Source organism: Mesorhizobium sp. C268A, from assembly GCF_040324475.1.
Taxonomy (GTDB): Bacteria; Pseudomonadota; Alphaproteobacteria; order Rhizobiales; family Rhizobiaceae; genus Mesorhizobium.
This window is the reverse complement of the sequence record NZ_JAMYVX010000001.1, coordinates 1,755,376-1,781,467: the sequence shown is the minus strand read 5'-3', so window position 1 is coordinate 1,781,467 and position 26,092 is coordinate 1,755,376. Positions and strand designations below refer to the sequence as shown.

The window sequence follows — 26,092 nt, the reverse complement described above, 5'->3', positions numbered from 1 at the left end:
GTGCCAGAGGCCGACCTCGGCGCTGCAGGTCATGATCATGCGATGCCCTCTAATAAAATCGTATAGGATATAGGATTGAGTTTCGCGGAGCATCGTGTTAGTGGGTGGTTCTGTCAAGAGGCAAACGATGCAGAACACGGACCTGACGGTTGACAATGAAGCCCGTGCCAGGGGTCGTATCCAGCGCGCCAACAGTCTGGCCGGCGACGTTTACGAAGCAATCTTCGCGCAGCTCATGTCCTTGAGGATTGCTCCGGGATCGCGCATCACCGTCGACAATCTCGTCAAGGAATTCAACGTCTCGCATACCCCCATTCGTGAAGCGCTTGGCAGGCTGGAGGGGGAAGGGCTGGTTCTGAAAACCCACCTGATCGGCTATCGCGCCGCCCCACAAATCACCCGCCGGCGCTTCGACGAGCTTTACGAGCTGCGTCTATTGCTTGAACCTGCCGCCGCGGCCAAAGCCACCGCAACAATGGACGGCGAGCGCCTTGCCGCGCTGCAGGAGGCGGCCGGCGTCATGGCCCGACGGGTGGGGAAAGACGAACGCCTGCGCTATTCGAACTTCGCCCGTCAGGATGCGATCTTCCACGACAAGATCGTCGAGTTCGCCCAAAACGAACTCATTCGCGAGACACTGAATCACCAGCATACCCACTTCCATATCTTCCGGCTGATGTATCACTCCAGGGTGACCGAAGAGGCGCTCGACGAGCACGAGGCTATTCTCGCTGCCTTTGCCGGGGGCGATCCGGACGCCGCCGAAAAAGCCATGCGTGCGCACATCGAAAATTCGCGGGACAGGCTCCTGCCTGCGTTCGAGTAGCCTGGCGATGTGCTTGTCCGAGGCACCCTCAAGCGCGGCGCGCCGCTGTTCGCCCAGCCTGCCGCCTACGAATTCTACTCCCCGTTCTGAGCCGATTTCGATACCGGGAAGGAGGCGCGCAGTGCACCTCGCCCCTGAAACAAACCGAGAGGAAAGACATGCCAGCCAAAAAAATCCTGATGCTGACCGGTGATTTCACCGAGGAGTATGAAATCTTCGTCTATCAGCAGGCGATGGAAGCGGTGGGACACACCGTTCATGTCGTGTGCCCCGACAAAAGCGCCGGAGACATGATCAAGACGTCGCTGCACGATTTCGAGGGCGATCAGACCTACACCGAAAAGCCCGGCCACAATGCGCTGATCAACAAGACCTTTGCCGACGCCGAGAAGCAGCTGAGCCAGTACGACGCTGTCTATTGCGCCGGCGGTCGTGGCCCCGAATACATCCGCACCGACAAGCGGATACAGGCAATGGTGCGCCATTTCCACGAGGCGAAAAAGCCGATCTTCACGATCTGCCATGGCGTCCAGATTCTGATCGCGGTCGACGGCGTCGTGCGCGGCAAGAAGGTGGCGGCGCTCGCCGCCTGCGAGCCGGAGGTGACGCTTGCCGGCGGCACCTATATCGATCTGTCTCCCACCGACGCCTATGTCGATGGGACCATGGTTTCAGCCAAAGGCTGGACCGCGCTTGCGGCGTTCATCCGTGAATGCCTGAAGGTGCTGGGAACGGAAATCCGCCATTCTTGAATCGTTTGTCCCGGCGCATCCCTGAGGGGATGCGCCGGCTCTCTCAACGGCGCGGGCACTCAGTCATGTCATCAGGTTCAGATCAGGAACCTGCGGCAGGTGTGCTCCAGAACCTTGTGCCATCATCACCTCGGACGCCTTCAAGCGCTGCCGCATCGCGTGCGTGCACCAGCGCGCCATCCTCGTTGACCTTTCCCAGCTTGACGGGTGCCAACCCGAGTTGATTGGCCCATTGGAGAGGTCGACATGAAAGTCGGCGCCCGGGAGCTGTCAGGGTTTCACGAACCGGAACGCGAAGCGATCGGTCTCGCCCTTGATCGCGGGATCGAACACCTTGGTCGAGTGCGGGTCATCCTTATTCACCAGCACGGTGCTTTCCGCGTCCAGTACGAAGCCGGCCGCCTCCACCTCCTCGCCGACGAATGCAGGGTCGATCCGATGCAGCGACCGGGTGTCGCTCGTGCCCGACCCAGCGGCGGCGGCGTGGTCGACGATGACGTAGGACCCACCGGGTTTCAGCCGCTTGTAGACAGCTCGATTGAAGTCGGCCGCCGTCGCACCCTTCTTCTGGACCAGGGCGGTGTGAAGATCGTGGTAAAACAGGTGCAGCCATAGGACATCCGCTGGCGGCGTGACCTCCGGCATCGCGACGAGATCCGCCGAGGCGGCTTCGACGTTCTCTCGGCCCGGCTCCTTCGCGAGCGTCCGCATGAGGCCGACCGGATCGTTCTTGAAGTGGGCGACTTCGGCCGGCACGAAGCTGTAGACCCGCCCCTCTGATCCGACGATGTCGGAGAAGAGGCGCGTCCAGTCTCCGTCGCCAGGGTAGACGTCGATCACGGTGGAGCCCGCCTCGATTCGTGCGAACCGGATTAACTCGGATACCTTGGATTGGTCGTACATCGAAATCTCCTTAGGAGTGGATATTCTTCTCGGTGCTCATAGTGATTTCTCCATTTTGCTCGGATCGGATCGCGCTTGATCCGATCCGAGTTCCGATCGAGTGCGTGGTTTCTTTGCCGGTGGGGACGTCGCGCTCGTCAGTCGAATTTGACCAAGTCCTTGAAGATCAGATGACCCCAGCTGTCTCCGCGCGCCTGGACCAGCAGGCCACCTTCCGACACCCCGCCAAGCTTGATCGGCGCGAAACCGAGATTTTCCGCAAGCTCCCCAGTCTGTGTTGCGGCAGCATCATCGTCGCTTGCCAAGAACACGACCCTCCGGCCACCATGTACGGCCGGATCCTGATCAAGCACCGGGGCGACCAGATGGTTGAAGCCCTTGACCAGTTTTGCGCCAGAGAAGGCCTGCGCGATGAACTTGGAAGAAGGTTGTCCTCCCAGTTCCTCAGGGGGCACGCCATAGGCATTGGTCACATCGATGATCGTCTTCCCCTGCCAGGTGGGGAGCGCCTTAGCAACATTCGGGTGCGCCTCGAAGCGGACAGCCAAAAAGATGATGTCCGCCTTGATGGCTTCCGCCAGTTTTTTGGGGATGATGGTGGGTCCGATCGCGGCCGCATCGGCGGCAAAGCTTTCCGGGTCGCGTGTGGTTGCAACGGAAACTTCGATGCCGTTTCGGGCAAACGCCTTGGCAGGGCCCGTCCGATATTGCCGAATCCTACGATTGCATAGTTCATAGTACTTCTCCGATCTGGTGCTAATGCCGGGGTCAGACTTGCGCCATGCCTCCGTCGACGGCGAGATCCACGCCGGTGACGAAAGAACTTTCATCGGAGGCGAGGAACGTTACGGCAGCCGCGATTTCCTCTGGTTTGCCCCTGCGACCCATTGGGATCTGTGACGCAAACTGGGCGGCCGCTTGCTCGGCTTGCTCAGGGGTAAGGCCAGTCGTTGTCTCCAAGGCCGGCGTCTCGATTGGTCCCGGACTCATTGCATTGACGCGGATTTTGCGGTCTTTGAATTCCAGTGTCCAAGCGCGCGCGAAGTTGCGTACAGCCGCCTTGCTCGCGGCGTAGGTACTAAACCCTGGAAGCCCCAACACGTTCGACACTGAAGAATTCAGGATGATCGAACCGCCGTCTTTGAACAGGGGAAGGGCCTTCTGCACCGTAAAGAACAGACCCTTCACGTTCACATCGAAGGTCTGATCAAAATGTGCCTCGGTAGCGACGGCGAGCGGTGCGATCGTCCCCGCGCCGGCGTTGGCGAAGAGAATGTCGATATGACCATGTTTCACCTTCACGACGGCATAGAGGCGATCCAGATCTTCCAGGAGCGACACGTCACCCACGACCGTCGTAACGTTTTTCATGATGAAGGCTGCGGCCTCCTTCAACTCCTTCTCTCTTCGCCCGGTAATCACGACGTGCGCTCCTTCTTCTACGAAGCGCTTGGCTGTGGCCAATCCGATCCCGCTGCTTCCGCCCGTGATGACTGCGATCTTGCCTTCGAGTTTTTTCATAATTCTTTGTCTTTCGTTGCGCACGGGCCAGGTACGGACCGCGCTGGGGGTCAGAGTTGAGCCAGGCCGCCGTCGACGGCGACCTCGCTGGCGGTCATGAAGCTGCTGTCCGGCGACGCGAGAAAGGCGGCCACGGCCCCGATCTCCGCCGGATCGGCCATGCGCTGGAGCGGGGTCATCGCGCCGTAGGCCTTCTGGCCTTCCTCGCCTAACGCCTCCTTCGCGAGTTCGGTCGCCGTCGCTCCGGGCGACAGCACGTTTACGCGGATGCCGGTGCCCTTCAGGTCTTCCGCCCAGGTCCGCGCCAGGTTGCGCACTGCCGCCTTGCTCGCGCTATAGGCAGTGAACCCCGGAGCGCCCGTGGTGCCGGCGCTCGACCCGGTCAGGATGATCGAACCGCCCTGGCTCATCAGCGGCAGCGCCTTCTGGACCGTGAAGATCGTACCCTTCACATTGGTGTCGAAGGTTTCGTCAATGTGCCTGGCGGTGATCTGGCCGAGCGGAAGCGGGCTTCCCGCCCCGGCATTGGCGAAGACGATGTCGAGGCTTCCGCGCTCGGCCTTCACCGCAGCGTAGAGTCGGTCGAGGTCGGCCTCATCCGAGACCGAGCCCATAACCGCGCGGGCATTAGGCCCAAGGTCAGCCACGGCGGCGTCGAGCGCTTCCTGCCGGCGGCCGAAGATGAAGACGAAGGCGCCCTCCTCGATAAAGCGCTTGGCTGCGGCGCGGCCGATGCCCGTAGCGCCGCCGGTTATCACAGCGGTCTTTCCATTCAGTCTGTTCATGTCATGCATCCTTCGTTTCGCCGTCTCGTGTCTTTGGCTGTACGGGAAAGTCCCGCGAGAGCCTCAAGATGGGTTCGCCGAAGTCGGGCGGTGAGTGCGCAATCGCGCACATCGCTGGTGCGAAAACGATCCAGTAGATGATTGAACGCCACGATGACCGCACGAACTTACGGCTGATCGTGTTAGTATGGGCTTTTGCAAGCCGCACTTCGCTGCGCAGGAATGCACCATGATCGACTGGGATGACGTTCGCTACTTTCTTGCTGCCGCGCGCGTAGGCTCGGTGCGTGCCGCCGCCGCACACCTCGGTGTGAACCACTCGACCGTGCTGCGACGCATCGCTCAGCTCGAGGAACGCCTCGGGGCGCAGATGTTCGAAAAGCTGCCTTCCGGCTACCGCCTGACGGCTGCGGGCGAAGAGGTCCTCGATCTCGCGACCCAGATGGAAGCGTCGTCGCACCAGCTGGAGACGCGAGTCTTCGGTCGTGACCAGAGCGCGCGCGGGCTTTTGCGGGTGACGCTTCCACCGTTCCTCGCCACACACCTGCTCATGCCGGATCTCGCCGACTTCGCGCGTTTGCATCGCGACATCGAGATGGAAATCTTGTCGTCCGGTGAGCTGGCAAATCTGACCAACCGAGAGGCCGACGTCGCGATCCGCATTGTCGCCGACCGCAAGACCCTGCCGCTCAATCTTCACGGCCTGAAGGGACCGGAGCTGTTCAGCGGCGTCTACATGTCTCGCGATCGATTAGCCGCGTGGCGTGCGGGCACGCCTGATCCCATCCGGTGGATAGGCATAGACAATCATGGAATTCCGGACTGGGCGCGCGAGGGAGAAGTTCACGTCACGGGAGTACCGTTCAGGACACCTGACGCCGAGACGCAGATCATCGCGGCGCACCAGGGGATTGGGATAACGAAACTGCCGTGCTTCGTCGGAGATGCCGACCCCCTGCTGGTGAGGGTGCCGGGGATCGACGTGCCCATGCATGGGACACTGTGGCTTCTCACGCAAGGCGAGACACGCAAGACGAAGCGGGTGCGGCTCTTCACGGAGTTCGTATCCCGCAGGCTCGCCGCGTACGCTCCGCTTCTCTCGGGGCTGTCCATATCGCGCGACTGACGCCCGGCAGGTCCGCCGGCAACGCTTCCCGCATCCGGGTGGAAGCCGAGCTGCGATCGCCTGAAGCGGCGTGTTCAATCCGCGAATCCAGTGGGAGTAGGAAACGGCGGCAGTAGCGTAGAGGTACCAGCCTAAGCTCGACCTCTTCCCACACCATGATCAGACAACGATGCCACCGTCTTCAGCGCGCCATCGAGCATGTCGCCTTTCTCGTCTTTCAGCGCAGCTTCGCGCAACCGTCTGATCCAGTCGGCAGCGTCATCGCGGCCCTTGACCAGATCGAGCGCCGACAGCACGCGATCGAATTTGGACTGGGCGCGGACGTGGGTGTCGCTGTAGCCCTTGATCAGCCGGCGGCAGTTCAGGATTTCGACGGCGAGCGCGTAATCCTGGGGCACATATCCAATTGCCAATGCATACCACCGCTCCAGATGCGCCGTCTCGACCTTGTGGCGCAACAGGCGCCGTCGCCAGCGGCGCAGGCCGCCGATGAACCAGAGGACCGCAAAGCCGGCAAAGCTGTCGGTGCGAATGCGCCGGCCATGGTTGATGCGACGATCAAGGAAAGCAGCGAGTTTCGGCCGGCTCTCAATGTAGTTGCCCAGCCCCGCCGGCAAGGTGCCGCAGAACTCCTCGATGCGCGGATGGAAATACTCGGTCACCTGCAGGATGGAGCCGTTCTTGACGCCGACCTCGCGGCGCACGCGCTGGGCGCGGGTCGAGCGAGTCTTGAGATCGGCGACGCGGATCATGTCGTCATAGCACAGGGCGTTGGCCAGATGCTTGGCGGCAGCGATGGACAATGCATGGGCATGGCCGGGATCATCAAGCGCAACGGCCTTGTCCAACCGGTCGAGATAGTCGCGGCCATAGGCGATGTCCTGGTAGTCGACGACCTTTCTCAGGCCCCGAAGCGCCATGTCGCGCACCGCCGCGGGCATCAGGTCGATGCGGGCGGCCAGCGCCTGCCAACCCTGCAGCAGGTTCTGCGGACCGCTCACGCGCCCTGCACCCGGAGCGGGGTCGACCGTGGCCGGTTCTGCCGGCTGTGGCGCGGGGGCCGTCGTACCGCGCGCGCGGTCGTAGGCGACGGCGAAGGCAGCGAGGCTGGCTTTCGCGCCTCGGCCGCCGGCGCCGATCGCTTGCTCATAGCTTTCACGCGTGAACGGCAATGCGTCGGAGCCGGCCAGCGCGCCAAGCAGACTGGCCGAGATCATTGAGCCATTGTCCGCGGCGATCTTTTCCATGTCGAAGGCGATGAAGCGTTTCGATGCAGCTTCCGCCGTCGCGCGTACCTTGGAAGACGAGGCCCGGCCGTCACCCGGCTCGATCTTTTCCGACACCGCGGCGATACGGTGCGAGGAGGTGATCAGCGTGGTGCGATCGGGCGTGACGAAGCCCCTGATGATGGCGCGGCCGGCTTCCATCAGCTCGGCGGCGATCAATATGTCGACATCGCCTTGCGAAGGCGAAAGGGCAAAGACCGGCAGCCGGCCGGTGTCGCGGGCCATCTCGACGTAATAGATCGTAGCGCCGGTGCGCTGGGCGACGCCGGCGACCGAGGTCGATTGCGCGACATAGGAATTGCGCTCGGCGACATCGGTGATCCAGTCGGCGAGCACGCCTCCGCCCTGGCCGCCGACCGCGAGCAAAGCGAGTTTGATCACCGGCTCGGTATCGGTGGCACCGGATTTCGGGCGCAAGGGCGAAGCCTGGTCAAGCATCGGCGAACGTCAACCTACGGCTCTCGCGGCGGCGCTGCATCAGGCCGATCACGGCGCGGCGAGCGCTTTCCAGGAAGCGGTCCCAGCGGCCCGGATTGTGCACGACATCGGCGCGGTAGAAGGATGGGCACAGCACGGCGGCGTCCGCCACCTCGCCGCAATTGCCGCAGCCGACGCAGCTCTGGTCGATCGATGCCACCGGATCGTCACGCAAGGGATCGTCGAGCGATTTCACCGACAGGGACGGGCAGCCGGACAGCCGCATGCAGGCGTGGTCGCCGGTGCAGATATCCTCATCGACGCCGAACTTCGGCTTGACGACGCGAGTCCCACCCTTGATCGCCTTGTCGACCAGCGGCTTTTCGCGGCGCTGGCGATTGAGCATGCATTCAGACGAGGCAACGATGACCTTGGGACCCTTTTCGTCCGTCGTCAGCGCCTCACGTAACGTGTCCTGCATCTTGGTGATGTCATAGGTGCGGTCGACATGGCGCAGCCATTTGACGCCCATGCCCTTCACCGCCTCGGTGATCGGATGCTTGGTCGACTTGGTCTTGTTGCCCGCACGCGACGACAGGATGTCCTGCCCACCGGTGGCGGCGGAGTAAAAATTGTCGACGATGACGATGACGCCGTCGTTCTTGTTGAAGACCGCGTTGCCGATCGAGGAGGTCAGGCCATTGTGCCAGAAGCCGCCATCGCCGACGAAAGAGATCGACCGCCGTTTGGCGTCGGGCGAATTGAACGCCGATGCCGATGCCGGCCCCAGCCCGTAGCCCATGGTGGTGGCGCCGAGCTCGAAAGGCGGCATGATCGAGAACAAATGGCAGCCGATGTCGGATGCGATGTGGTGGTTCCCGAGTTCCTGCTCGACCAGCTTTGTCGCGGCAAAAATCGGCCGCTCCGGGCAACCGATGCAGAAGCCTGGCGGACGTCCCGGCACGACGTTGATCAGGTCCGCGGCGTCAACGCCGTCGCCGACCTTGTTGGGCGCGCGCACCTCACCCGGCAAGAGATGCGGGGCCTCGGCGCGCAGGAAGGCGCCGATGCCGTCCAGCATGACCTGGCCGGTATATTCGCCGGCCATCGGCAGATACTCCTTGCCGACCAGCCTGGTGCCGCGCCCGGCCTTGTGCAGCATGGCGGCAAAGGCCTGCTCGATGTAGTTGGGCTGGCCCTCCTCGACCACGAGCACCGCCTGCTTGCCTTCGCAGAAGGTGAGGAACTCGTCATCGATCAGGGGATAGACGGCGTTGAGAACGTAGAGCGGCACATCCGTCTCGCCATAGGTGTCGGCAAGGCCGAGCCGCTGCAAGGCGCGGATGACCGAATTGTACATGCCGCCCTGCATGACGATGCCGACCGAGCCATGGTCCGAACCGAAGAATTCGTTGATCTTGTTCTTGGCGATGAACTCCACCGCCGCCGGCCAGCGCTTCTGCACCTTCTCCTTCTCGTGCAGGAAGGAGGCGGGCGGCAACACGATGCGGCCGGTGTCGCGGCGCGGCGCGTCGAGCGCATCGGCCACCGTCATCGGCGGGCGCTTGTTGTCCTTGGCGATGAAATGGCCATGCACATGGCAGCAGCGGATGCGCACCTGCAGCATCACCGGCGTGTTGGATGCCTCGGACAGCTCGAAACCATCCTCCACCGCCTTGACGATCGACGGCAAATTGGGGCGCGGGTCGAGTAGCCAGACCTGGCTCTTCATGGCGAAGGCATGGCTGCGCTCCTGCATGATCGAGGAGCCTTCGCCATAGTCTTCGCCGACGATGATCAGCGCGCCGCCGGTGACGCCGCCGGAGGCGAGGTTGGCCAGTGCGTCGGACGCGACATTGGTGCCGACGGTCGACTTGAAGGTCGCCGCACCGCGAATGGGGTAATGCACCGAGGCCGCCAGCATGGCGGTGGCGGTGGCTTCCGAGGCGCTCGCCTCGAAATGCACCCCGAGTTCGCCCAGAATCTCCTGTGCGTCGGCCAGCACGTCCATCAGATGGCTGATCGGCGCGCCCTGGTATCCGCCGACATAGCCGACGCCGCATTGCAGCAGCGCCTTGGTGATGGCGAGAATGCCTTCGCCCGCAAATTCCTCGCCGGCGCCGAGCCTGAGTTTTTCGACTTCCTTGGCAAAAGAGCGTTCGGCCATTTTTCCAACCTTCCGTTGCCGGCGGTGCGGCCGGCGCCTAACGTCTAGATGTCGTGCTTGCGAATGTTCTTCAGCATCTTCTGCAATGTGGCGATCAGCGCCGCGTATTCGGCGTCGTCGACATCGTCGAACATCGCCTCGAACGCGTCATGCATTGCCGGCCAGGCGCGCGCGAACTCGGCGCGGCCGTCATCGGTCAGGAAGACATGGCGGATGCGGCTGTCTGTGACGCCTTGCTCGCGCCGCACGAAGCCTTGCCCTTCCAGCGTGTCGAGCGTGCGGCTCAAGGTCGACTGCTCGATGACGGTGTAGACCGAGAGGTCGTTGACGGTGACACCGTCGGTGACCGACAGCACGGCGAGCGTGCGGACCTGCGGAATGGTCAGGCCCTGCTTGCGGAAATCGTCGCGCAAGGTGGCGTTGTAGCGCCCCATGATGCGGTTCATCAGATAGGGCGCGAATTGCTGCAGGCCGATCTGGCCAAGCGTCGAAATGCGCTGGCGTTTTTCTGCGACCTTCTGCTCCATCACAGCCTGCCCGCCAGAAGAAAGCCGGAGCCGCCGCCGAGCCCTGCACCCGGATGGGTGGAGGCGCCGATGTGATAGAGGTTTTTGATGCCGGTCTGATGGTTGCGGCTGGTCTTGAACGGCCGCCACAGGAACGACTGGTCGATGGTGGACGACCCGCCATACGGGTCGCCGCCGACCAGATTGATGTTCATCGCTTCGAGATCGGCCGGTGAATAGGCGCGGCGCGCAATCACGCTGCCCTTGAAGCCATCGATGTGGCTGGCGAGAATGGTTTCGACGCGGTCGGCGTAGGCTTCACGCAGCGCCTCGGTCCATTGTCCGTCAGCCGGTGCATGCAGCGTGCCTGCGGCGTCGCCCTTGATGTGCCTGGGCGCCTCGGGCAGTTGCAGCCACAGGATCGCCTTGCCCTCCGGGCAGCGCGACGGATCGAGCGCATGCGGCTGGCCGACGCAGATGGTCGGCACTTCGGGCAGCATGCCGCGCGCCGCCTCGTTGCAGGCTTTCGAGACGCCATCGAGCCCCGGCGTCAGGTGCAACAATGCCACCTGGTCCAGGCCAGCACCGCGCCATGCCGGCGGCTTGTTCAGCGCATAGTGAATCTGGAAATTGCCTTTGCCGTAGCGATATTTCTGTGTCGCCTCGACCTCGGCCTTGGGAGCCTCGCTGCCGAGCAACCGGTGGTAAAGCTGCGTCGGCGTGACCGAACAGATGACGCTCTTGTTTGCTGTAATCGTTTCGCCCGAGGCGAGCCGTACGCCGGTCGCGCGGCCACCGCTCTGGACGATCGAGGCGACATCGGCGACGGTACGGATGTCGCCACCACGTTCCCTTATCAGAGCTTCGAAGGCGGTGAGCAGGGTCTTCGCTCCACCCTTGACGATCGGCGCCCCGGCCGCTTCCAGCGCGAAGGCAATGACCTTGGCGATCTGCCCTGAGAAGGCGTCTTCCGGTCCGAGCCCGGCGTGCAGCACCCAGGGCGCCCACAGCGCGCGGATTGTCTCGGACCGATAGGTGCTTTCCAGCCAGCTGCGCGCCGGCACCAGTGCTTCGCCGAGAAAGGCGGCAAGGCCGCGTGGGCTGCGCCGCCAGGCATCGCCGGCCAGCAGTTTCGCCGTCGGATAGGACCACAGGCTGCCGCCGAGCAGGCCGAACAACAGGCCGGCATTGCGCTCGATGCCGCTGACATCGTCCGCATACCGGTCGCCATCGTCGGCGGCAATCGCATTGATTGCCGCGACATTGGCGGCGCGGTTGGTGGTGAGCACTGCATGACTGCCGTCCGGCCGCAGCACGCCGGTTGGCGTGCCGGTGTGGCAGAACTCCAACCCATGCCGCGCGAGGTCGCCGCCCAATGCCGCAAAGGCCGGCGAGGTGATGAACAGCACGAAGGTGGTTGCCATCACGTCATGGATGAAGCCGGGTGCGGTGATCTCCTCGGTACGCATGCAACCGCCGATGCGGTTGTTGCGTTCGAGGATGAGCACCTTCGCGCCCTTGCCGCCGAGCATCGCCGCGCAGACCAGCGCGTTGATGCCGCTGCCAACGATGATGTGATCCGGCTGGCTCACCGTGGCGTGCTCTCACCTAGCCGTTGGATACAAGCGCCAGCGCGCGGATCGGGCTGCCGGTGCCATGTTCGATCTTGAGCGGTGCGGCGATCAGGATGGCGCCCTTCGGAGGCAACTGGTCGAGGTTGCAGAGGCTGGCGAGGCCATAGCGGTTCGCCTTGTGCATCAGCGTGTGGGCCGGAAATGGCGGCTCCATGCCGCCGGCCTTGCCGGCATCGGTGCCGATCGTCTCTGAGCCCCAGCCCTTGATATCCTTGCTGATCAGGAACTGGATGGCTTCGGCTGTCGGACCTGGCGTATGTGGGCCGGTTTCGTTGGCGTTGAGGAATTCGGCTTCCGAGCCATTGCGCTTATACCAGTCGGTGCGCATGACCACCCACTCCCCGGCGTTGATGGCGCCATGCTTGGCTTCCCACGCCTTGATGTGGTCGACGGTGAGCAGGAAGTCGTGGTCGGCGGCGGCTTCCTTCGAGCAGTCGATGACATTGACCGGACCGACGAAATTCTGCGCCGGAATGGTGTCGGTGGCGCCGTCCGGATAGTCCTTGCCGCTGATCCAATGCTGCGGCGCATCGAAATGCGTGCCCGAATGCTCGCCGAGCTTCAGCCAGTTCCATGCCCACCACGGACCGTTCTTGTCGTAGCGGGAGATGTTGTGGATCTCGACCTTCGGCGTGTCGACGGCAAGCTCCGGCGGCAGCTTGATCAGCGGCGTGTCGGGTCCGAGCGGCGCAGAGAGGTCGACCACCTTGATGGCGCCTGAAAGCAGTTGGCCGGCGACTTCGCCGAGGAGTTTTTGCGTGTCCATGGTCTGAAGTTCCCTCTTGTCGGTGATGATCAAGGCTCGTCTCGGCCCTTAATATCCTACTAGACGAAAACATATGCATCTGCAATTATCTTTAAGCATAAAGGAAATGGGAACGGGGCGTGAGCGAGTTCGACGCCATCTTTGTCGGGGCGGGCCACAACAGTCTGGCATGCGCTGCGCATCTGGCACTCAAGGGCTGGAAAACCGGGATTTTCGAGCGCAGTGCAGCAATCGGCGGCGCCGTCCAGACACACGAATATACCCTTCCCGGCTTCCGCCACGATTTCGGTGCGATGAATCTGAGCCTGTTCGCCGGCTCCGCCTTCCACCGGAAATATGCAAATGAATTGAAAACCCACGGGCTGGAGTTCGCGCCGGTCGCCGATTGTTTCGCCAGCGCCTTCCCAGACGGACGCTGGTTCGGCGTCAGCAACGACCTGGAAAAGACCGCCACGCGCATGGCCGCGTTCTCCGCTGCCGATGCCGAGACGTGGCGCAAGCTCGTTGCCGCATTCCCTGATGAGGCCGAGCATCTGTTCCGGCTGCTGGGCTCGCCGATGAGTGTGCGTGCGCTTGCCGGCACCGCCTGGAACCTGTGGCGCAAGAAGGGTATCTCAGGCGCGCTCGACACCGGTCGGCTTTTGCTGTCATCGCCTCGCGCCTGGTTGGAGGAAAATTTCGAGTCTGCGCATGTGCGGGCAACGCTCGCCACCTGGGGCATGCATCTCGACTTTGCACCCGACATCGCCGGCGGCGCCGTGTTCCCCTATCTGGAATCGATGGCCAACCAGAGCTTTGGCATGGTGCTGGGCAAGGGCGGCGCCGACACGATCATCCGGGCGCTGGCAGGTATGGTCACCTCGGCGGGCGGCAAGATCGTTACCGGGGCAGACGTTGCCGAAATCACCGTTTCCGGCGGCAAGGCGACCAGCGTCCGGCTCGCCTCCGGTGAGACGCATACGGCAAGCAAGGCGGTCATTGCCGGCGTCGCGCCCAGGGCGCTGACCGGCAAGTTGCTGCCCAACGGTTCCGGCGACACCGGCTTCGACACGGCTATGCAGAAGTTCCGGCACGCGCCGGGCACGATGATGATCCATCTGGCGCTCGACGACCTGCCGGACTGGCGCGCCGGGGCCGAGCTGCGGCAGTTCGCCTATGTGCATCTGTCGCCCTCGCTCGACGCGATGTCGCGCACCTATCAGCAGGCGATGGCGGGCATGCTGCCGGACGAACCGGTGCTGGTCGTCGGCCAGCCGACAGCGGTCGATCCGTCACGCGCGCCGCAGGGCAAGCATGTGCTGTGGGTGCAGGTGCGCATGCTGCCCGCCGAAATCCTGGGCGATGCGGCCGGCAAGATCGCGCCCGCGCATTGGGATCAGGTCAAGGACGTCTATGCCGAACGCGTGCTCGACACTATCGAGATCTACGCACCCGGACTGCACGCGAAAATCCTCGGCCGTGCAGTGTTCTCGCCAATCGACCTCGAGCGTGAGAACCCCAATCTCGTCGGTGGCGACCAGGTCTGCGGCAGCCATCATCTGGCGCAGAACTTCTTGTTTCGCCCGGCGCGCGGCTATGCCGGCTGGAACACGCCGGTCGCCAATCTGCACCTCACGGGCGCCGCGACATGGCCGGGCGCCGGCAGCGGCGCGGCCTCGGGCTACATGCTCGCGCAACAGCTTGGCGGGAGGTAGCTCGGAAGATTTCAGGAGGGCGACGAGAGGCAAGGCGCTGCTGCCCACGAAGCCTGAAGCTATGAACTGGTAGTGCCGCGCAAAGACAACAAACAACAAGGGGAACGACCATGACAATCAACAGACGCGAATTGCTGGGATACAGTGCCGCGGCACTTGGTGCGGCCGCAATCGGCCTGCCGCAGATCGCCAAGGCAGCGGGCGAACTGACCATCGCCTATAACGTCAACCTGCCGTCCTGGGATCCGACCACCGGACCCTCGGCCGTCAACCCGACGATCCAGGGCCTCTACCAGTCGGTGTTCGACCAGTTCATTCCGCAAAAGCCGGACCTGTCCTTTGCGCCTGGCCTGCTCACCGAATGGGGCTGGAACGAGGATCGCACCAAGGTGACGATGACGGTGCGCGAAGGCGTGACCTGGCATGACGGCTCGCCCTTCACGCCCGAGGACGTGGTCTGGTCGCTGCAGCGGGCGGGCGACGAAAAGACCGGCAATCCGATCCAGTTCGTCTGGAAGAACGTCAACAATTTCAAGATCGACGGCAACAAGATCACCGGCGACGTCGTGCAGTTCGATCCGGTCTACTTCAAATGGATGTCGTTCCTGACCGGCTACATCCTGCCGAAGGCCTATTACGAGAAGGTCGGCGCCGAAGGGTTCGAGAAGGCGCCGATCGGCACCGGCCCGTACATGGTGGAAAAATTCGAGCGAAATGCTTTCCTCCGACTGAAGGCCAACCCGCACTATTGGGGCGACAAGCCGGCCTTCGAGAATGTGACGATCAAGTTCGTCACCGACGCGGCGAGCCGCGTTGCCGAAATCGAATCCGGTTCCTCGCAGGTGACGCTGGAGGTCCCCTACGAAGAGTATGACCGGCTGATCGCCAAGGACGGGCTTGCCGGCTCGTGCAAGCCCGTTTCCGACATCGGCATGATCTTCTTCAATGACATCGAAGCGATGCTGGACAAGAACGTCCGCCAGGCCGCCGTCATGGCTGTGGACAAGGAGCTTCTGGTCAAACGGCTGCTGCGCGGCTATGGCCAGCCGATCGCTACGCTGGAGACCCCGGAGTACACGGCCTTCGACGCCTCGATCAAGGTCGAGCACAATCCTGAAAAGGCCAAGGAGCTGCTCGCGGCCTCCGGCTATTCGCCGGAAAAGCCGGTCAAGTTCACAATCCAGACGACCAAGGGCTTCAAGCCCAAGGATTATGAGATGATCCAGGCGATCGTCGGCATGTGGCGCAAGGTCGGCATCGAGGCGACGATCGAGGTCTACGAGATCGCCAAGCACTATGAACTGCGCGCCGCCGACAAGCTGGCGCCGGCCGCCTTCTACAATTGGGGCAATGCCATCGGCGATCCGACAACGTCGACTGGTTTTGCCATGTATGGGCCGAGCCCGCACTCGGTGTGGGACAGCCAGGACCTGATCGACATGATCAATCCGCTCTGGGGCGAGAAGGACGAGGCCAAGCGCATCGCCGGCTGGAAGGCTGTCGACAAGTATATCGCCGAGCAGGCCTATGTGCTGCCGCTGATTCAGTATGCGCAACCTATCGTGCATGCTAAGGGCGTCAACGTGGTGCAGCATGTGTCCGGCGCGCTGCTGCCGGCGCTGATGACCCCGGCCTGATATCGGCTTGTGGGCGCCACTCTTCGCTGAGCGGCCCCCTCATCCGGCCCCTTCGGGCGCCTTCTCCCCCTGGGGAGAAGAGACCAGCTCAGCCGTCCGTGACCTCTTCTCCCCTCGGGGAGAAGGTGGCCGCGAAGCGGACGGATGAGGGGGCTCTTCGTTAGAAACGCACTGGGCCTACACCAGAATGCTCCTGCAACGATTCCTGATCCGTCTGCTGACGATGCTGATTACGCTGTTCGGCGTGGCCGTCGTCGTCTTCGTCGTGATCCGCGTTGCGCCCGGTGACCCGATCGCCATGATGCTGCCGCCCGGTGCGACGAATGCCGACATCGACCGGCTGCGTGCACTTTACGGGCTCGACAAAACCATCGTGCAGCAATTCTTCATCTGGCTGTCCGGTGTTGTCAGGGGCGATTTCGGTACCTCGATTTCGCTCCGGCAAGATGTGCTCAGCCTCGTCTTCAACCGCTTGCCGGCAACGCTGGAACTCGCCATCGTTGCGCTGATCATGGCGATGGGGCTAGGCGGCACGACGGCGGTCCTCGGCGCGCGCGAGCGCGGCACGGCGGTCGAAGCCGGCATCGATATCGCCAGCGGCGCCGCCCTTTCCATTCCCGATTTCCTGTGGGGCCTCGTGCTGATCCTTTTGTTCGGCGTGCTGGTGCCGATCTTCGACATTTCCGGCCGCGTGTCGCCGCAGCTCGACCTGCCCTTCGTCACCCAGTTCTATTTCTTCGAGAGCTTGCTTCGGCTGCGCTTCGACCTGACCTGGGATCTGCTGAAACACATGCTGATGCCGGCAGTAGCCTTGGCATTGCCGCTGGCGGCAATCATCGCGCAGTTGCTGAAACAGTCGCTGAAGGAAGTGCTGGACCTCGACTATGTCGTGCTGGCGCGGGTGAAGGGGTTTTCGGAAACGCAGGTTATCCTGCGCGAGGCGCTGAAGAACGCTGCCTTGCCGACACTGACTCTCGTCGGCGTCCAGTTCACCTTCCTTGTCGGCGGCACGGTCATCGTCGAGCGGCTGTTTTCCTACGAAGGGCTCGGCAACATGGCGATCGATGCCGTCATCAACCGCGACCTGCCGCTGATCCAGGGCATTGTTTTGGTGTTCGCGCTGCTGTTCGTGCTGATCAATCTAGGCGTCGACATGATGTATGCGCTGCTCAATCCGAGGCTGCGCCATGGATGAGGCACGCATCGCCCGGCGCGGACTGGGCCCGAGGCTGTGGCTGGCCGGCGGCTGGCTGCTGCTGGCGCTGCTGGCCGCGATCTTCGCGCCGCTGGTCGCACCGCAGGACCCGCTGGCGCAAGACCTGATGCTGGAACGGCTGCCGCCATTCTGGATGAGTGGTGCGGAATCCGGCTATTGGCTGGGCACCGACAGCCTCGGCCGCGATCTCCTCTCCCGGCTGATCTTCGGCGGCCGTATCGCCTTCATCGTCGCTTTCGCGGCGGCGATCGCCGCCTGCCTTGTCGGCTCGACGCTCGGACTGGTCGCCGGCTATTTCGGCGGCTGGGCCGACCGCATCATTTCACGCATCGTCGACGTCTGGATGGCATTCCCGCCGGTGCTGTTCGCCATCCTGCTGGTCGCGGTGCTCGGCACCGGCCTCAGTTCCGTCATCCTCGCCATCGTCATAATCGACTGGACACGCTTTTGCCGGGTGATCCGCGCCGAAGCGATGGGCCAGTCGCGCATGGACTATGTCGAGAACGCCCGCATCGCCGGCTATGGCCGCATCGGCATCATGCTGCGCGAGGTGCTGCCCAATGTGGTGCCGTCGATCGTGGCACTGCTGTCGCTGGAGATGGGTCGCCGTCATCGTGGAGGCCATCCTGTCCTTCGTCAATCTGTCGATCTCGACCGACGATCCGACCTGGGGCGGCATCATCGCCGAGGGCCGGCTGTCGATCCATCAGGCCTGGTGGGTGCTGGTGTTTCCGCTTGTCACGCTGATCCTCACCGTGCTGTCGTTCAGCCAGTTCGGTGAGGCGCTGAAGACACGCTTCGATCCGGTGCTGCGATGAGCGCTTGCCTGGATATTGCCAATCTGAGCGCCGTGCTGCCGAACGGCCAGCGCGTGCTGCGCTCGGTGTCGCTCTCCGTGCAGCCGGGTGAGGTGCGTGCTCTTGTTGGCGAGAGCGGCGCCGGCAAGACGATGATCGGCAAGGCGGTGCTCGGTGTGCTGCCGTCAAGCGTGCGCATCGTCGAAGGCGCCATGCAGCTCGAAGGCGAAGACCTCGGCAGGCTGCAGCCCAAGGCAAGGCGCACGCTGATCGGCGCTCGCACGGCGCTGATCCCGCAAGATCCGTTGACTGCGCTCAACCCGTCGCGCCGCATCGGTCCGCAGATGACTGACCGGCTGGTGCGCATTCTCGGCTGGAACGGTGACAAGGCGGACAAGCGTATCCGGCAATTGTTGGATGAGGTGCAGATCCGCGATCCCGACCGGGTGCTGAAATGCTATCCGCACGAGCTGTCCGGCGGCATGCGCCAGCGCGTGCTGATCGCCGCCGCCTTCGCCGCCGAGCCACGGCTGATCGTGGCCGACGAGCCGACAACCGCGCTCGACGTTACCGTGCAAAAGCAGATCCTGCGACTGATCGCCGAGTTGCAGCGCGAGCATGGCACCGCGATCCTGTTCGTCACCCACGATCTCGGCGTCGTTGCAAAGATCAGCCAGCAAGTGTCTGTGCTCTACGCCGGCAAGGTGGTGGAAGAGGCTGACACAGCCGCTCTCTTCGCCGCGCCTGAGCATCCCTATACGCGGGCATTGATGGCCGCTACGCCGCGCTACACGGATCCCTTTGCCTCGCTGAAGCCGGTGGATGAGACGGTGCTGGCAGGACTCGCTGCGGAGATCGCCGCCTCCGACCAGGCGTGGAGAGGGCCGCATGGTTGAGCCGCTGTTTTCCGTGCGCGGGCTGAAGGTGGCGCTGCCCGACATGACCCGCAAGCCGCTGATCGGGCGCGCGCCGCTGGCCGAGATTTTGAGAGGCCTGGATTTCAATTTGCCGAGGGGCTTGGTGACCGGCATCGTCGGTGAATCCGGGTCCGGAAAATCGACGCTCGGCCGCACGCTTGTCAGACTTCTGGAGCCGAGCGTCGGCAGCATCCATTTCGAGGGCCGCGATATCGCCCATCTGCCGGATGCGGAGCTGCGACCTCTGCGCCGCGACCTGCAGATGATCTTCCAGGACCCGATGTCGTCGCTCAACCCGCGTCGCACCATCGCCGGCATCATTGCCGCGCCGCTCAAGCAGAATGGGCTTGGCGACAGGCTCAAGGAACGCGTCGCCGAGGCATTGCATCGCGTCGGCCTGCCGCAAAGCTTCGCTAGTCGCTATCGTCATGAACTGTCGGGCGGGCAGCGCCAGCGCGTCGGAATTGCGCGCGCGTTGGCGCTTTCGCCGAAATTCGTGCTGGCCGACGAGATCGTCTCCGGCCTCGACGTATCGACGCAGGCGCAGATCCTCACCCTTTTGGAGAGACTGGCCGCGGAGATGGGGCTGACGGTCGCCTTCATCAGCCACGACCTGTCGGTCATCCGGCGGCTGTGCCAACAAGTGATCGTCATGCGCGAGGGCAGGATCGTCGAGGCGAGCGCCACCGATGCGCTGTTCGACAATCCCAGGGAGACCTACACGCGCGACCTACTTGCCGCCATCCCACTGCCTGAGATCGACGCGGACTGGTTGCGGCCAGCAACGAAAGCGCCGGCATAGGACTGTTCACCCACCACGCCGAACAGCGGGCTTCGGACGTGCATGAGGGCAAAATCAGCCCGCGAACGGAGGGCAATATGAATTACGCAGCCCGCGGCACGATGCTTGCCGCGATCCTGTTCTGCTCGATGGGAACGGCTTCGGCCGATGCGATCCCCGGCATGCGCGGCCACGACCACACCGGGATCACGGTGCCCGACATGAAGCAGGCGGTCGACTTCTTCACCGAAGTGGTCGGCTGCAAGAAGGCGATGTCGTTCGGTCCGTTCGCCGATGACAAGGGCACCTTCATGCAGGATCTTCTGGGCGTCGATCCGAAGGCTGTCATCGAGCAGGTCACCATGGTGCGTTGCGGCTATGGCTCGAATATAGAGCTGTTCAAATACACCGCGCCCGACCAGAAGGATTTGACGCCGAAGAACAGCGATATCGGCGGCTTCCACATTGCATTGTACGTCGATGATGCCGCCGCGGCCAAAGCCTATCTCGACGGCAAGGGCGTGAAGACGCGGATGGGGCCGCTGCCGGTCAAGGAAGGTCCGGCGGCCGGCCAGACCATTCTCTATTTCCAGGCGCCATGGGGGCTGCAGCTGGAGGCGATCAGCTATCCCGACGGGATGGCCTATGAGAAAGGTGCCGAGACTGTGCTGTGGAGCCCGAAGAACCCGGACAAGTGATTTCCAGAGCGCGCTTGCGGGGCCAACCCGCAGGCGCGCCACCCGTGTCCAGCAATCGCTTCCAACATGAAACTTTAAGCTTGAAATATTTTATCTCCGGCGCGATACTTGAGATGCAGCAAGCGAAGAGGAGATCGCACGGATGAAGGTTGCGGTTCTCGGTGGCGGACCAGCCGGCCTCTACTTTGCCATTTCAATGAAGCTGAGGGACGCCGCTCACGAGGTCACGGTGTTCGAGCGTAACCGAGCCGACGATACGTTCGGCTGGGGCGTCGTGCTGTCGGCCGAAACACTCGACAACCTTGCCAAAAACGACCCGGTCAGCGCTGTCTGGATCAAGAAGCATTTCGCCTATTGGGACGACATAGCCGTCATCCATGACGGCGTGCGCACGGTCTCGTCGGGCCACGGTTTCTGTGGCATCGGCCGCAAGCGGCTTCTGATCCTGCTGCAGCGACGCGCGCGCGAACTTGGCGTGAGGCTGATGTTCGAGAGCGATATCGCCGACCCTCAGCCCTATATGGAGACGCATGATCTGGTCGTCGCCGCCGATGGGCTGAACTCAAGGGCGCGCAACACCTTCGTCGAAGTCTTCAAGCCCGACATCGACACCCGCAAATGCAAATTCGTCTGGCTCGGCACCAACCAGAAATTCGACGACGCCTTCACCTTCATCTTCGAGAAGACCGAGCATGGCTGGGTGTGGGCGCACGCCTATCAATTCGACAGCGAGACAGCGACCTTCATTGTCGAGTGCAGCGAACAGACCTGGGCTGCCTTCGGCTTCGGCGCCATGTCGCAGCAGGAATCCATCGCCGTCTGCGAGCGCATCTTTGAGAAACATCTCGGCGGCCACGCGCTGATGACCAATGCCAATCACATCAGAGGTTCGGCTTGGATCAATTTCCCGCGCGTGCTGTGCGAACGCTGGTCCTACAAGAACCTGGCTCTGATGGGCGACGCGGCGGCCTCGGCACATTTCTCGATCGGCTCCGGCACCAAGCTCGCATTGGAAAGCGCGGTGGCGCTGGCCGAATATGTCAAAACCGAACCGGACCTCGACGCCGCCTTCCGCAAGTATGAGGATGCGCGCCGCACCGAGGTGCTGAAGCTGCAGTCGGCGGCGCGCAATTCGCTGGAGTGGTTCGAGGAGGTCGAGCGCTATCTCGGCCTCGATCCGGTACAGTTCAATTATTCGCTGCTGACCCGCTCGCAGCGCATCAGCCACGAGAATTTGCGGTTGCGCGATGCCAAATGGCTTGAAAGCGCCGAGGAATGGTTCCAGCGCCAGGCGGGGGCAGGCGGCAACAGGCAACGCCGGGCACCGATGTTCGCGCCGTTCAAACTGCGCGACATGCAGCTCAACAACCGCATCGTCGTTTCGCCGATGGCGCAGTACAAGGCAGTCGATGGCTGCCCGACCGACTGGCATTTCGCCCACTATGCCGAGCGTGCCAAGGGCGGCGCCGGGCTTGTCTATATCGAGATGACCTGCGTCAGCCCGGAAGGACGCATCACGCCCGGTTGTCCCGGCTTCTATGCGTCCGAACATGAGGTGGCGTGGAAGCGGCTGGTCGATTTCGTCCACACCGAGACCGAGGCTAAAATCTGCGCCCAGATCGGGCATTCCGGGGCCAAGGGCTCGACCCGTGTCGGCTGGGAGGGCACCGACGTGCCGCTCTCCTCGGGCAATTGGCCGGTCATGGCGGCCTCGGCGATTGCATGGTCGCCGCAAAACCAGGTGCCGAAAGCCATGGACCGCGCCGATATGGATTTGGTGCGCGACCAGTTCGTGGCCTCCACCGAAATGGCCGATCGTTGCGGCTTCGACATGCTGGAGATCCACGCCGCGCACGGCTATCTCCTGTCGTCCTTCATCACGCCGGTCACCAACCAGCGCACGGATGAGTATGGCGGTTCGCTGGAAAATCGCATGCGCTATCCCCTGGAAATCTTCCATGCGGTGCGCGCCGCCTGGCCGGCGCGAAAGCCGATTTCGGTGCGCATTTCGGCCAATGATTGGGTCGGCATCGAGGGTGTGACGCCGGCCGATGCGGTGGAGATCGCGCGGATGCTGCACGAAGCCGGCGTCGACATCTGCGACGTCTCGGCAGGCCAGACCTCGATTGCCGCTAAACCTGTCTATGGCCGAATGTTCCAGACACCATTCTCGGACCGCATCCGCAACGAGGTCGGTATGGCGACGATGGCGGTCGGCAACATCTACGAGCCGGATCATGTCAATTCGATCCTGATGGCCGGCCGCGCCGACCTAGTGGCCCTGGCACGGCCGCATCTCGCCGATCCCTACTGGACGCTGCATGCCGCCGTGACGCTCGGTGATCGTGGTGTCAAATGGCCGGATCCCTATCTGCCCGGACGCGACCAGATCTACCGGCTGGCCGAGCGCGATGCGGCGGCGGGGCTGAAAGTATGACGACGGCCTCGGCGATCCCCGGCAAGCATGCTTTGGTCACCGGCGGCGGTTCCGGCGTCGGCCGGGCCATCGCGCTCGTGCTGGCCGAAGCCGGTATCGAGGTGACCATATGCGGGCGGCGCGAGGCCGAGCTTGCCAAGGTGGCTGGAGAGAACGACCGCATCCACGCCATGTCAGCCGATGTTACAAATGAGGCGGCGATGATTTCGCTCTACGCGCAAGCGGAAGCCGTGCGCGGCCCGTTCGACATCGTCGTCGCCAATGCCGGCATGGCCGGCAGCACGCCGGCGCACAAGACCTCGCTTGCCGACTGGCAGCGCACGCTCGACGTCAATTTGACCGGCGCCTTCCTGACGGTGAAGCCGGCGCTGGCCGGCATGGCCGCGCGCAAGGCGGGCCGGATCGTCTTCGTTGCCTCGACCGCAGGGCTGAAAGGCTACGCCTATGTCGCGCCCTACGCGGCGGCCAAGCATGGGGTGGTCGGGCTGATGCGGGCACTGGCGGCCGAGACGGCGAAATCCGGCGTGACCGTCAACGCCGTTTGCCCGGGCTTCGTAGAGACCGACATGCTGGAGGACTCCATTCAGCGCGTCGTCGAAAAGACCGGCCGCTCAGTCGAGCAGGCGCGGGCGAGCCTTGCCTCGACCAACCCGCAAGGCCGTTTCATCCAGCCGCAGGAAGTTGCCGCGGCGGTGCTCTGGCTGTGTGGCGATGCGGCTGCGTCGATTACCGGACAAGCGATTTCGATCTCAGGAGGCGAAACATGGTAGCCGGCCCATTGCCCGCGCCGTCGGGACCCGGCAAGGACCGGCTGCGTCTCTGGATCAGGCTGCTGCGCGCCTCGCGCACGATCGAGGCCGAGCTGCGCGAGCGCCTGAAGAAGGAATTCGATACGACACTGCCGCGTTTCGACGTCATGGCCGCCCTCTACCGCGCGCCGGAAGGCATGCTGATGAGCGATCTGTCGCGCTTCCTGCTGGTATCCAACGGCAATGTCACCGGCATTGTCGACCGGCTGGTTTCGGAAGGGGTGGTCGCGCGCGCGCGCCGCAATGGCGATCGCCGCACATCCATGGTGCGACTGACCGACGAGGGTTCCAAATCTTTTGCCGCAATGGCCGCGGCGCATGAGGGTTGGATCGGAGAATTGCTGGCCAAGGTCAGCGAGGAGGATGCGCGCCGGCTGACCGGCATGCTGACCTCGTTCCGCAGCAACTGGGAGGGACGCGAATGAGTTCGATGGCCGGCCTCAAGCCGAAGCACTTCCTTTGGGAAGTCGAAGGCAGGATCGCCAGGGTGCGGCTCGACCGGCCGGAGCGCAAGAATCCGCTGACCTTCGCCAGCTATGCGGAACTGCGCGACACGTTCCGCGATCTCGTCTATGCCGACGACGTCGACGCCGTGGTGTTCCTGCCCAATGGCGGCAATTTCTGCTCGGGCGGCGATGTCCACGACATTATCGGCCCATTGGTCAAGATGGACATGAAGGAATTGCTCGCCTTCACCCGCATGACCGGCGATTTCGTCAAGGCGATGCTCAACTGCGGCAAGCCGATCATCGCGGCGGTCGACGGTGTCGCGGTCGGCGCCGGCGCCATCATCGCCATGAGCGCCGACATCCGCATCGCCACGCCGGAGGCCAAGACCGCTTTCCTGTTCACCCGCGTCGGCCTTGCCGGCTGCGACATGGGCGCCTGCGCGATCCTGCCGCGCATCATCGGCCAGGGCCGTGCCGCCGAATTGCTCTACACCGGCCGCACGATGACGGCAGCGGAAGGCGAGCGCTGGGGCTTCTACAACAGGCTGGCCGATGCCGCAGTGCTCGAGGCCGACGCGCTCGAGATGGCGGCGCGCATCGTCTCGGGTCCGACCTTCGCGCACGGCATCACCAAGACGCAGCTCAACCAGGAATGGTCGATGGGCCTCGACCAGGCGATCGAAGCGGAAGCGCAGGCGCAGGCGATCTGCATGCAGACGCGGGACTTCGAGCGCGCCTACAAGGCCTTCCTAGCCAAGGAGAAACCGGTGTTCGAGGGCAATTGATGGCTGACAAGAGTTTCCTCAACTGGCCGTTTTTCGAAGACCGGCATCGCGAACTCGCCGAACGCCTTGATGCCTGGTGCGCCAGGAACCTGCCCGTCGATCACCATGACGTCGATGCCGCCTGCCGCGAACTGGTGGCCAAGCTTGGCCGCGACGGCTGGCTGAAGCCGACGGCGCTCGATACCGACAATCCGGGACCGCTCGATGTCCGCACCTTGTGCATCACGCGCGAGACGCTGGCGCGCCATGACGGGCTGGCCGACTTTGCCTTCGCCATGCAGGGGCTCGGCACCGGCGCGCTCAGCCTGTTCGGCACGCCCGACCAGCAGCAATGGCTGGCAAAGACCAGGGCCGGCAAGACGATTTCCGCCTTCGCGCTTTCGGAGCCACGCTCCGGGTCGGATGTCGCCAACACCGAAATGATGGCGAGCCGCGATGGCGACTTCTATATCCTCAGCGGCGAGAAGACCTGGATTTCCAATGGCGGCATTGCCGATCTCTACGTCGTCTTTGCCCGCACCGCCGAGGCACCGGGTGCCAAGGGACTTTCCGCCTTTCTCGTACCCGCTGATACCAAGGGGCTTGGCATCGCCGAGCGCCTTGAAGTGATCGCGCCGCATCCGCTGGCGCGGCTTTCCTTCGATCAGGTCCGGGTGTCGGCCTCGGCGCTGATCGGCAAACCGGGAGACGGCTTCCGCATCGCCATGTCGGTGCTTGACGTGTTCCGCTCGACGGTCGGCGCGGCGGCACTCGGCTTTGCCCGCCGGGCGCTGGACGAAAGCATCAGCAGGGTGGCCGAGCGCAAACTCTTCGGCGCTCCGATGGCAGAGCTGCAGATGGTGCAAGGCCATATCGCCGACATGGCGCTGGACGTCGATGCCGCGGCGCTGCTGGTCTACCGCGCTGCCTGGACCAAGGACATGGGCGCGGCGCGTGTCACCCGCGAGGCGGCGATGGCTAAGCTGTTCGCCACCGACAAGGCGCAAGAGGTGATCGACAAGGCTGTGCAACTGCATGGCGGCGACGGCGTCCGCAAGGGCCACATCGTCGAGAGCCTCTATCGCGAGATCCGCGCGCTGCGCATCTACGAGGGCGCATCCGATGTGCAGAAGGTGGTGATCGCACGGCAGGTGATGGGCGCGGCCTGACAGCGACGTATTTGATTTTGAGATTTGGTTTTTAA

General features: G+C 63.4%; 22 protein-coding genes and 2 pseudogenes. 15 read left to right on the top strand and 9 right to left on the bottom strand.

Annotated elements, in window-relative coordinates; translation table 11 throughout:
• Window positions 1–127: 127 nt before the first annotated feature.
• Window positions 128–826 carry a GntR family transcriptional regulator gene (locus tag NKL06_RS08795; RefSeq protein ID WP_023692299.1) on the top strand — a complete coding sequence of 233 codons (699 nt, stop codon included), beginning with the start codon at window positions 128–130 and terminating at the stop codon, window positions 824–826.
• 158 nt (window positions 827–984) lie between these two features.
• Entirely contained in the window at window positions 985–1,578 is a 594-nt protein-coding gene (locus NKL06_RS08790) for a DJ-1/PfpI family protein (protein WP_023682750.1), read from the top strand.
• Window positions 1,579–1,848: 270 nt separating this feature from the next.
• Here NKL06_RS08790 and NKL06_RS08785 read toward each other — a convergent pair whose 3' ends face one another.
• From NKL06_RS08785 to NKL06_RS08770, 4 genes and pseudogenes are all read right to left on the bottom strand, one after another.
• Window positions 1,849–2,481, bottom strand: a complete 633-nt coding sequence (locus NKL06_RS08785) for a class I SAM-dependent methyltransferase (RefSeq protein WP_023682749.1) — start codon at window positions 2,479–2,481, stop codon at window positions 1,849–1,851.
• Between the two features lie 137 nt (window positions 2,482–2,618).
• Window positions 2,619–3,217 (bottom strand): annotated as a pseudogene (locus tag NKL06_RS08780) (NADPH-dependent F420 reductase).
• A 32-nt stretch (window positions 3,218–3,249) separates the two neighbouring features.
• A complete protein-coding gene (locus NKL06_RS08775; protein WP_023667786.1) occupies window positions 3,250–4,002 on the bottom strand; it encodes an SDR family NAD(P)-dependent oxidoreductase in 753 nt (250 codons plus the stop codon).
• 50 nt (window positions 4,003–4,052) lie between these two features.
• The gene (locus NKL06_RS08770; protein WP_023699875.1) at window positions 4,053–4,787 is read right to left on the bottom strand and encodes an SDR family NAD(P)-dependent oxidoreductase; all 735 of its coding nucleotides are present in this window, start codon (window positions 4,785–4,787) and stop codon (window positions 4,053–4,055) included.
• A gap of 229 nt (window positions 4,788–5,016) precedes the next feature.
• Between NKL06_RS08770 and NKL06_RS08765 the strand changes: the two genes are divergently transcribed.
• Window positions 5,017–5,913: a LysR family transcriptional regulator gene (locus NKL06_RS08765; protein ID WP_023667788.1), complete on the top strand. Its 897-nt coding sequence runs from the start codon at window positions 5,017–5,019 to the stop codon at window positions 5,911–5,913.
• A 131-nt stretch (window positions 5,914–6,044) separates the two neighbouring features.
• On the opposite strand, the gene NKL06_RS08760 is transcribed toward NKL06_RS08765, so the two are convergent.
• The 5 genes from NKL06_RS08760 to NKL06_RS08740 are packed head-to-tail and all read right to left on the bottom strand — an operon-like array spanning window position 6,045 to window position 12,689.
• Window positions 6,045–7,637: an indolepyruvate oxidoreductase subunit beta family protein gene (locus NKL06_RS08760; RefSeq protein ID WP_023692298.1), complete on the bottom strand. Its 1,593-nt coding sequence runs from the start codon at window positions 7,635–7,637 to the stop codon at window positions 6,045–6,047.
• The gene (locus NKL06_RS08755) at window positions 7,630–9,783 is read right to left on the bottom strand and encodes a thiamine pyrophosphate-dependent enzyme (protein WP_023692297.1); all 2,154 of its coding nucleotides are present in this window, start codon (window positions 9,781–9,783) and stop codon (window positions 7,630–7,632) included. Before NKL06_RS08755 ends, NKL06_RS08760 begins: the two co-directional genes overlap by 8 nt.
• 44 nt (window positions 9,784–9,827) lie before the next feature.
• Window positions 9,828–10,310, bottom strand: coding sequence for a MarR family winged helix-turn-helix transcriptional regulator (locus NKL06_RS08750; protein WP_023667791.1), 483 nt, complete (start codon window positions 10,308–10,310; stop codon window positions 9,828–9,830).
• Window positions 10,310–11,881: a phytoene desaturase family protein gene (locus tag NKL06_RS08745; protein ID WP_023692296.1), complete on the bottom strand. Its 1,572-nt coding sequence runs from the start codon at window positions 11,879–11,881 to the stop codon at window positions 10,310–10,312. Before NKL06_RS08745 ends, NKL06_RS08750 begins: the two co-directional genes overlap by 1 nt.
• 16 nt (window positions 11,882–11,897) lie before the next feature.
• Complete coding sequence (locus NKL06_RS08740) at window positions 11,898–12,689, bottom strand: cyclase family protein (RefSeq protein ID WP_023692295.1); 792 nt, start codon at window positions 12,687–12,689, stop codon at window positions 11,898–11,900.
• A gap of 119 nt (window positions 12,690–12,808) precedes the next feature.
• On the opposite strand from NKL06_RS08740, the gene NKL06_RS08735 reads away from it, so the two are divergent.
• The 12 genes and pseudogenes from NKL06_RS08735 (at window position 12,809) to NKL06_RS08680 (ending at window position 26,057) form a co-directional block, all read left to right on the top strand.
• Window positions 12,809–14,383: a phytoene desaturase family protein gene (locus tag NKL06_RS08735; RefSeq protein WP_023692294.1), complete on the top strand. Its 1,575-nt coding sequence runs from the start codon at window positions 12,809–12,811 to the stop codon at window positions 14,381–14,383.
• Between the two features lie 110 nt (window positions 14,384–14,493).
• A complete protein-coding gene (locus NKL06_RS08730; RefSeq protein WP_023667795.1) occupies window positions 14,494–16,020 on the top strand; it encodes an ABC transporter substrate-binding protein in 1,527 nt (508 codons plus the stop codon).
• A 187-nt stretch (window positions 16,021–16,207) separates the two neighbouring features.
• Window positions 16,208–17,215, top strand: a complete 1,008-nt coding sequence (locus tag NKL06_RS08725) for an ABC transporter permease (RefSeq protein ID WP_023692293.1) — start codon at window positions 16,208–16,210, stop codon at window positions 17,213–17,215.
• Window positions 17,208–18,054, top strand: a pseudogene (locus tag NKL06_RS08720) (ABC transporter permease). Before NKL06_RS08725 ends, NKL06_RS08720 begins: the two are co-directional and overlap by 8 nt.
• Window positions 18,051–18,929: an ABC transporter ATP-binding protein gene (locus tag NKL06_RS08715; RefSeq protein ID WP_023686914.1), complete on the top strand. Its 879-nt coding sequence runs from the start codon at window positions 18,051–18,053 to the stop codon at window positions 18,927–18,929. Before NKL06_RS08720 ends, NKL06_RS08715 begins: the two are co-directional and overlap by 4 nt.
• Window positions 18,922–19,752 (top strand): ATP-binding cassette domain-containing protein, encoded by an 831-nt coding sequence (locus NKL06_RS08710; protein ID WP_023692292.1) that lies wholly within the window; start codon window positions 18,922–18,924, stop codon window positions 19,750–19,752. The genes NKL06_RS08715 and NKL06_RS08710 overlap by 8 nt, the downstream gene beginning before the upstream one ends.
• Before the next feature lie 77 nt (window positions 19,753–19,829).
• Window positions 19,830–20,429: a VOC family protein gene (locus NKL06_RS08705; protein WP_023692291.1), complete on the top strand. Its 600-nt coding sequence runs from the start codon at window positions 19,830–19,832 to the stop codon at window positions 20,427–20,429.
• Between the two features lie 142 nt (window positions 20,430–20,571).
• Complete coding sequence (locus NKL06_RS08700; RefSeq protein WP_023692290.1) at window positions 20,572–22,866, top strand: bifunctional salicylyl-CoA 5-hydroxylase/oxidoreductase; 2,295 nt, start codon at window positions 20,572–20,574, stop codon at window positions 22,864–22,866.
• Window positions 22,863–23,636, top strand: coding sequence for an SDR family NAD(P)-dependent oxidoreductase (locus NKL06_RS08695; protein WP_023692289.1), 774 nt, complete (start codon window positions 22,863–22,865; stop codon window positions 23,634–23,636). Before NKL06_RS08700 ends, NKL06_RS08695 begins: the two co-directional genes overlap by 4 nt.
• The gene (locus tag NKL06_RS08690; RefSeq protein ID WP_023667803.1) at window positions 23,630–24,100 is read left to right on the top strand and encodes a MarR family winged helix-turn-helix transcriptional regulator; all 471 of its coding nucleotides are present in this window, start codon (window positions 23,630–23,632) and stop codon (window positions 24,098–24,100) included. The genes NKL06_RS08695 and NKL06_RS08690 overlap by 7 nt, the downstream gene beginning before the upstream one ends.
• Window positions 24,097–24,909, top strand: a complete 813-nt coding sequence (locus NKL06_RS08685; protein WP_023692288.1) for an enoyl-CoA hydratase family protein — start codon at window positions 24,097–24,099, stop codon at window positions 24,907–24,909. The genes NKL06_RS08690 and NKL06_RS08685 overlap by 4 nt, the downstream gene beginning before the upstream one ends.
• On the top strand, window positions 24,909–26,057 hold the full coding sequence (locus NKL06_RS08680; RefSeq protein WP_023692287.1) for an acyl-CoA dehydrogenase family protein: 1,149 nt from the start codon (window positions 24,909–24,911) through the stop codon (window positions 26,055–26,057). Before NKL06_RS08685 ends, NKL06_RS08680 begins: the two co-directional genes overlap by 1 nt.
• Window positions 26,058–26,092 lie beyond the last annotated feature (35 nt).

What these genes read in the sequence shown, in the direction of transcription:
- NKL06_RS08795 (WP_023692299.1), top strand. Translation starts at nt 128, where the DNA reads ATGCAGAACACGGACCTGACGGTTGACAATGAAGCCCGTGCCAGGGGT.
- NKL06_RS08790 (WP_023682750.1), top strand. Translation starts at nt 985, where the DNA reads ATGCCAGCCAAAAAAATCCTGATGCTGACCGGTGATTTCACCGAGGAG.
- NKL06_RS08785 (WP_023682749.1), bottom strand. Translation starts at nt 2,481, where the DNA reads ATGTACGACCAATCCAAGGTATCCGAGTTAATCCGGTTCGCACGAATC.
- NKL06_RS08775 (WP_023667786.1), bottom strand. Translation starts at nt 4,002, where the DNA reads ATGAAAAAACTCGAAGGCAAGATCGCAGTCATCACGGGCGGAAGCAGC.
- NKL06_RS08770 (WP_023699875.1), bottom strand. Translation starts at nt 4,787, where the DNA reads ATGAACAGACTGAATGGAAAGACCGCTGTGATAACCGGCGGCGCTACG.
- NKL06_RS08765 (WP_023667788.1), top strand. Translation starts at nt 5,017, where the DNA reads ATGATCGACTGGGATGACGTTCGCTACTTTCTTGCTGCCGCGCGCGTA.
- NKL06_RS08760 (WP_023692298.1), bottom strand. Translation starts at nt 7,637, where the DNA reads ATGCTTGACCAGGCTTCGCCCTTGCGCCCGAAATCCGGTGCCACCGAT.
- NKL06_RS08755 (WP_023692297.1), bottom strand. Translation starts at nt 9,783, where the DNA reads ATGGCCGAACGCTCTTTTGCCAAGGAAGTCGAAAAACTCAGGCTCGGC.
- NKL06_RS08750 (WP_023667791.1), bottom strand. Translation starts at nt 10,310, where the DNA reads ATGGAGCAGAAGGTCGCAGAAAAACGCCAGCGCATTTCGACGCTTGGC.
- NKL06_RS08740 (WP_023692295.1), bottom strand. Translation starts at nt 12,689, where the DNA reads ATGGACACGCAAAAACTCCTCGGCGAAGTCGCCGGCCAACTGCTTTCA.
- NKL06_RS08730 (WP_023667795.1), top strand. Translation starts at nt 14,494, where the DNA reads ATGACAATCAACAGACGCGAATTGCTGGGATACAGTGCCGCGGCACTT.
- NKL06_RS08725 (WP_023692293.1), top strand. Translation starts at nt 16,208, where the DNA reads ATGCTCCTGCAACGATTCCTGATCCGTCTGCTGACGATGCTGATTACG.
- NKL06_RS08715 (WP_023686914.1), top strand. Translation starts at nt 18,051, where the DNA reads ATGAGCGCTTGCCTGGATATTGCCAATCTGAGCGCCGTGCTGCCGAAC.
- NKL06_RS08710 (WP_023692292.1), top strand. Translation starts at nt 18,922, where the DNA reads ATGGTTGAGCCGCTGTTTTCCGTGCGCGGGCTGAAGGTGGCGCTGCCC.
- NKL06_RS08705 (WP_023692291.1), top strand. Translation starts at nt 19,830, where the DNA reads ATGAATTACGCAGCCCGCGGCACGATGCTTGCCGCGATCCTGTTCTGC.
- NKL06_RS08700 (WP_023692290.1), top strand. Translation starts at nt 20,572, where the DNA reads ATGAAGGTTGCGGTTCTCGGTGGCGGACCAGCCGGCCTCTACTTTGCC.
- NKL06_RS08695 (WP_023692289.1), top strand. Translation starts at nt 22,863, where the DNA reads ATGACGACGGCCTCGGCGATCCCCGGCAAGCATGCTTTGGTCACCGGC.
- NKL06_RS08690 (WP_023667803.1), top strand. Translation starts at nt 23,630, where the DNA reads ATGGTAGCCGGCCCATTGCCCGCGCCGTCGGGACCCGGCAAGGACCGG.
- NKL06_RS08685 (WP_023692288.1), top strand. Translation starts at nt 24,097, where the DNA reads ATGAGTTCGATGGCCGGCCTCAAGCCGAAGCACTTCCTTTGGGAAGTC.
- NKL06_RS08680 (WP_023692287.1), top strand. Translation starts at nt 24,909, where the DNA reads ATGGCTGACAAGAGTTTCCTCAACTGGCCGTTTTTCGAAGACCGGCAT.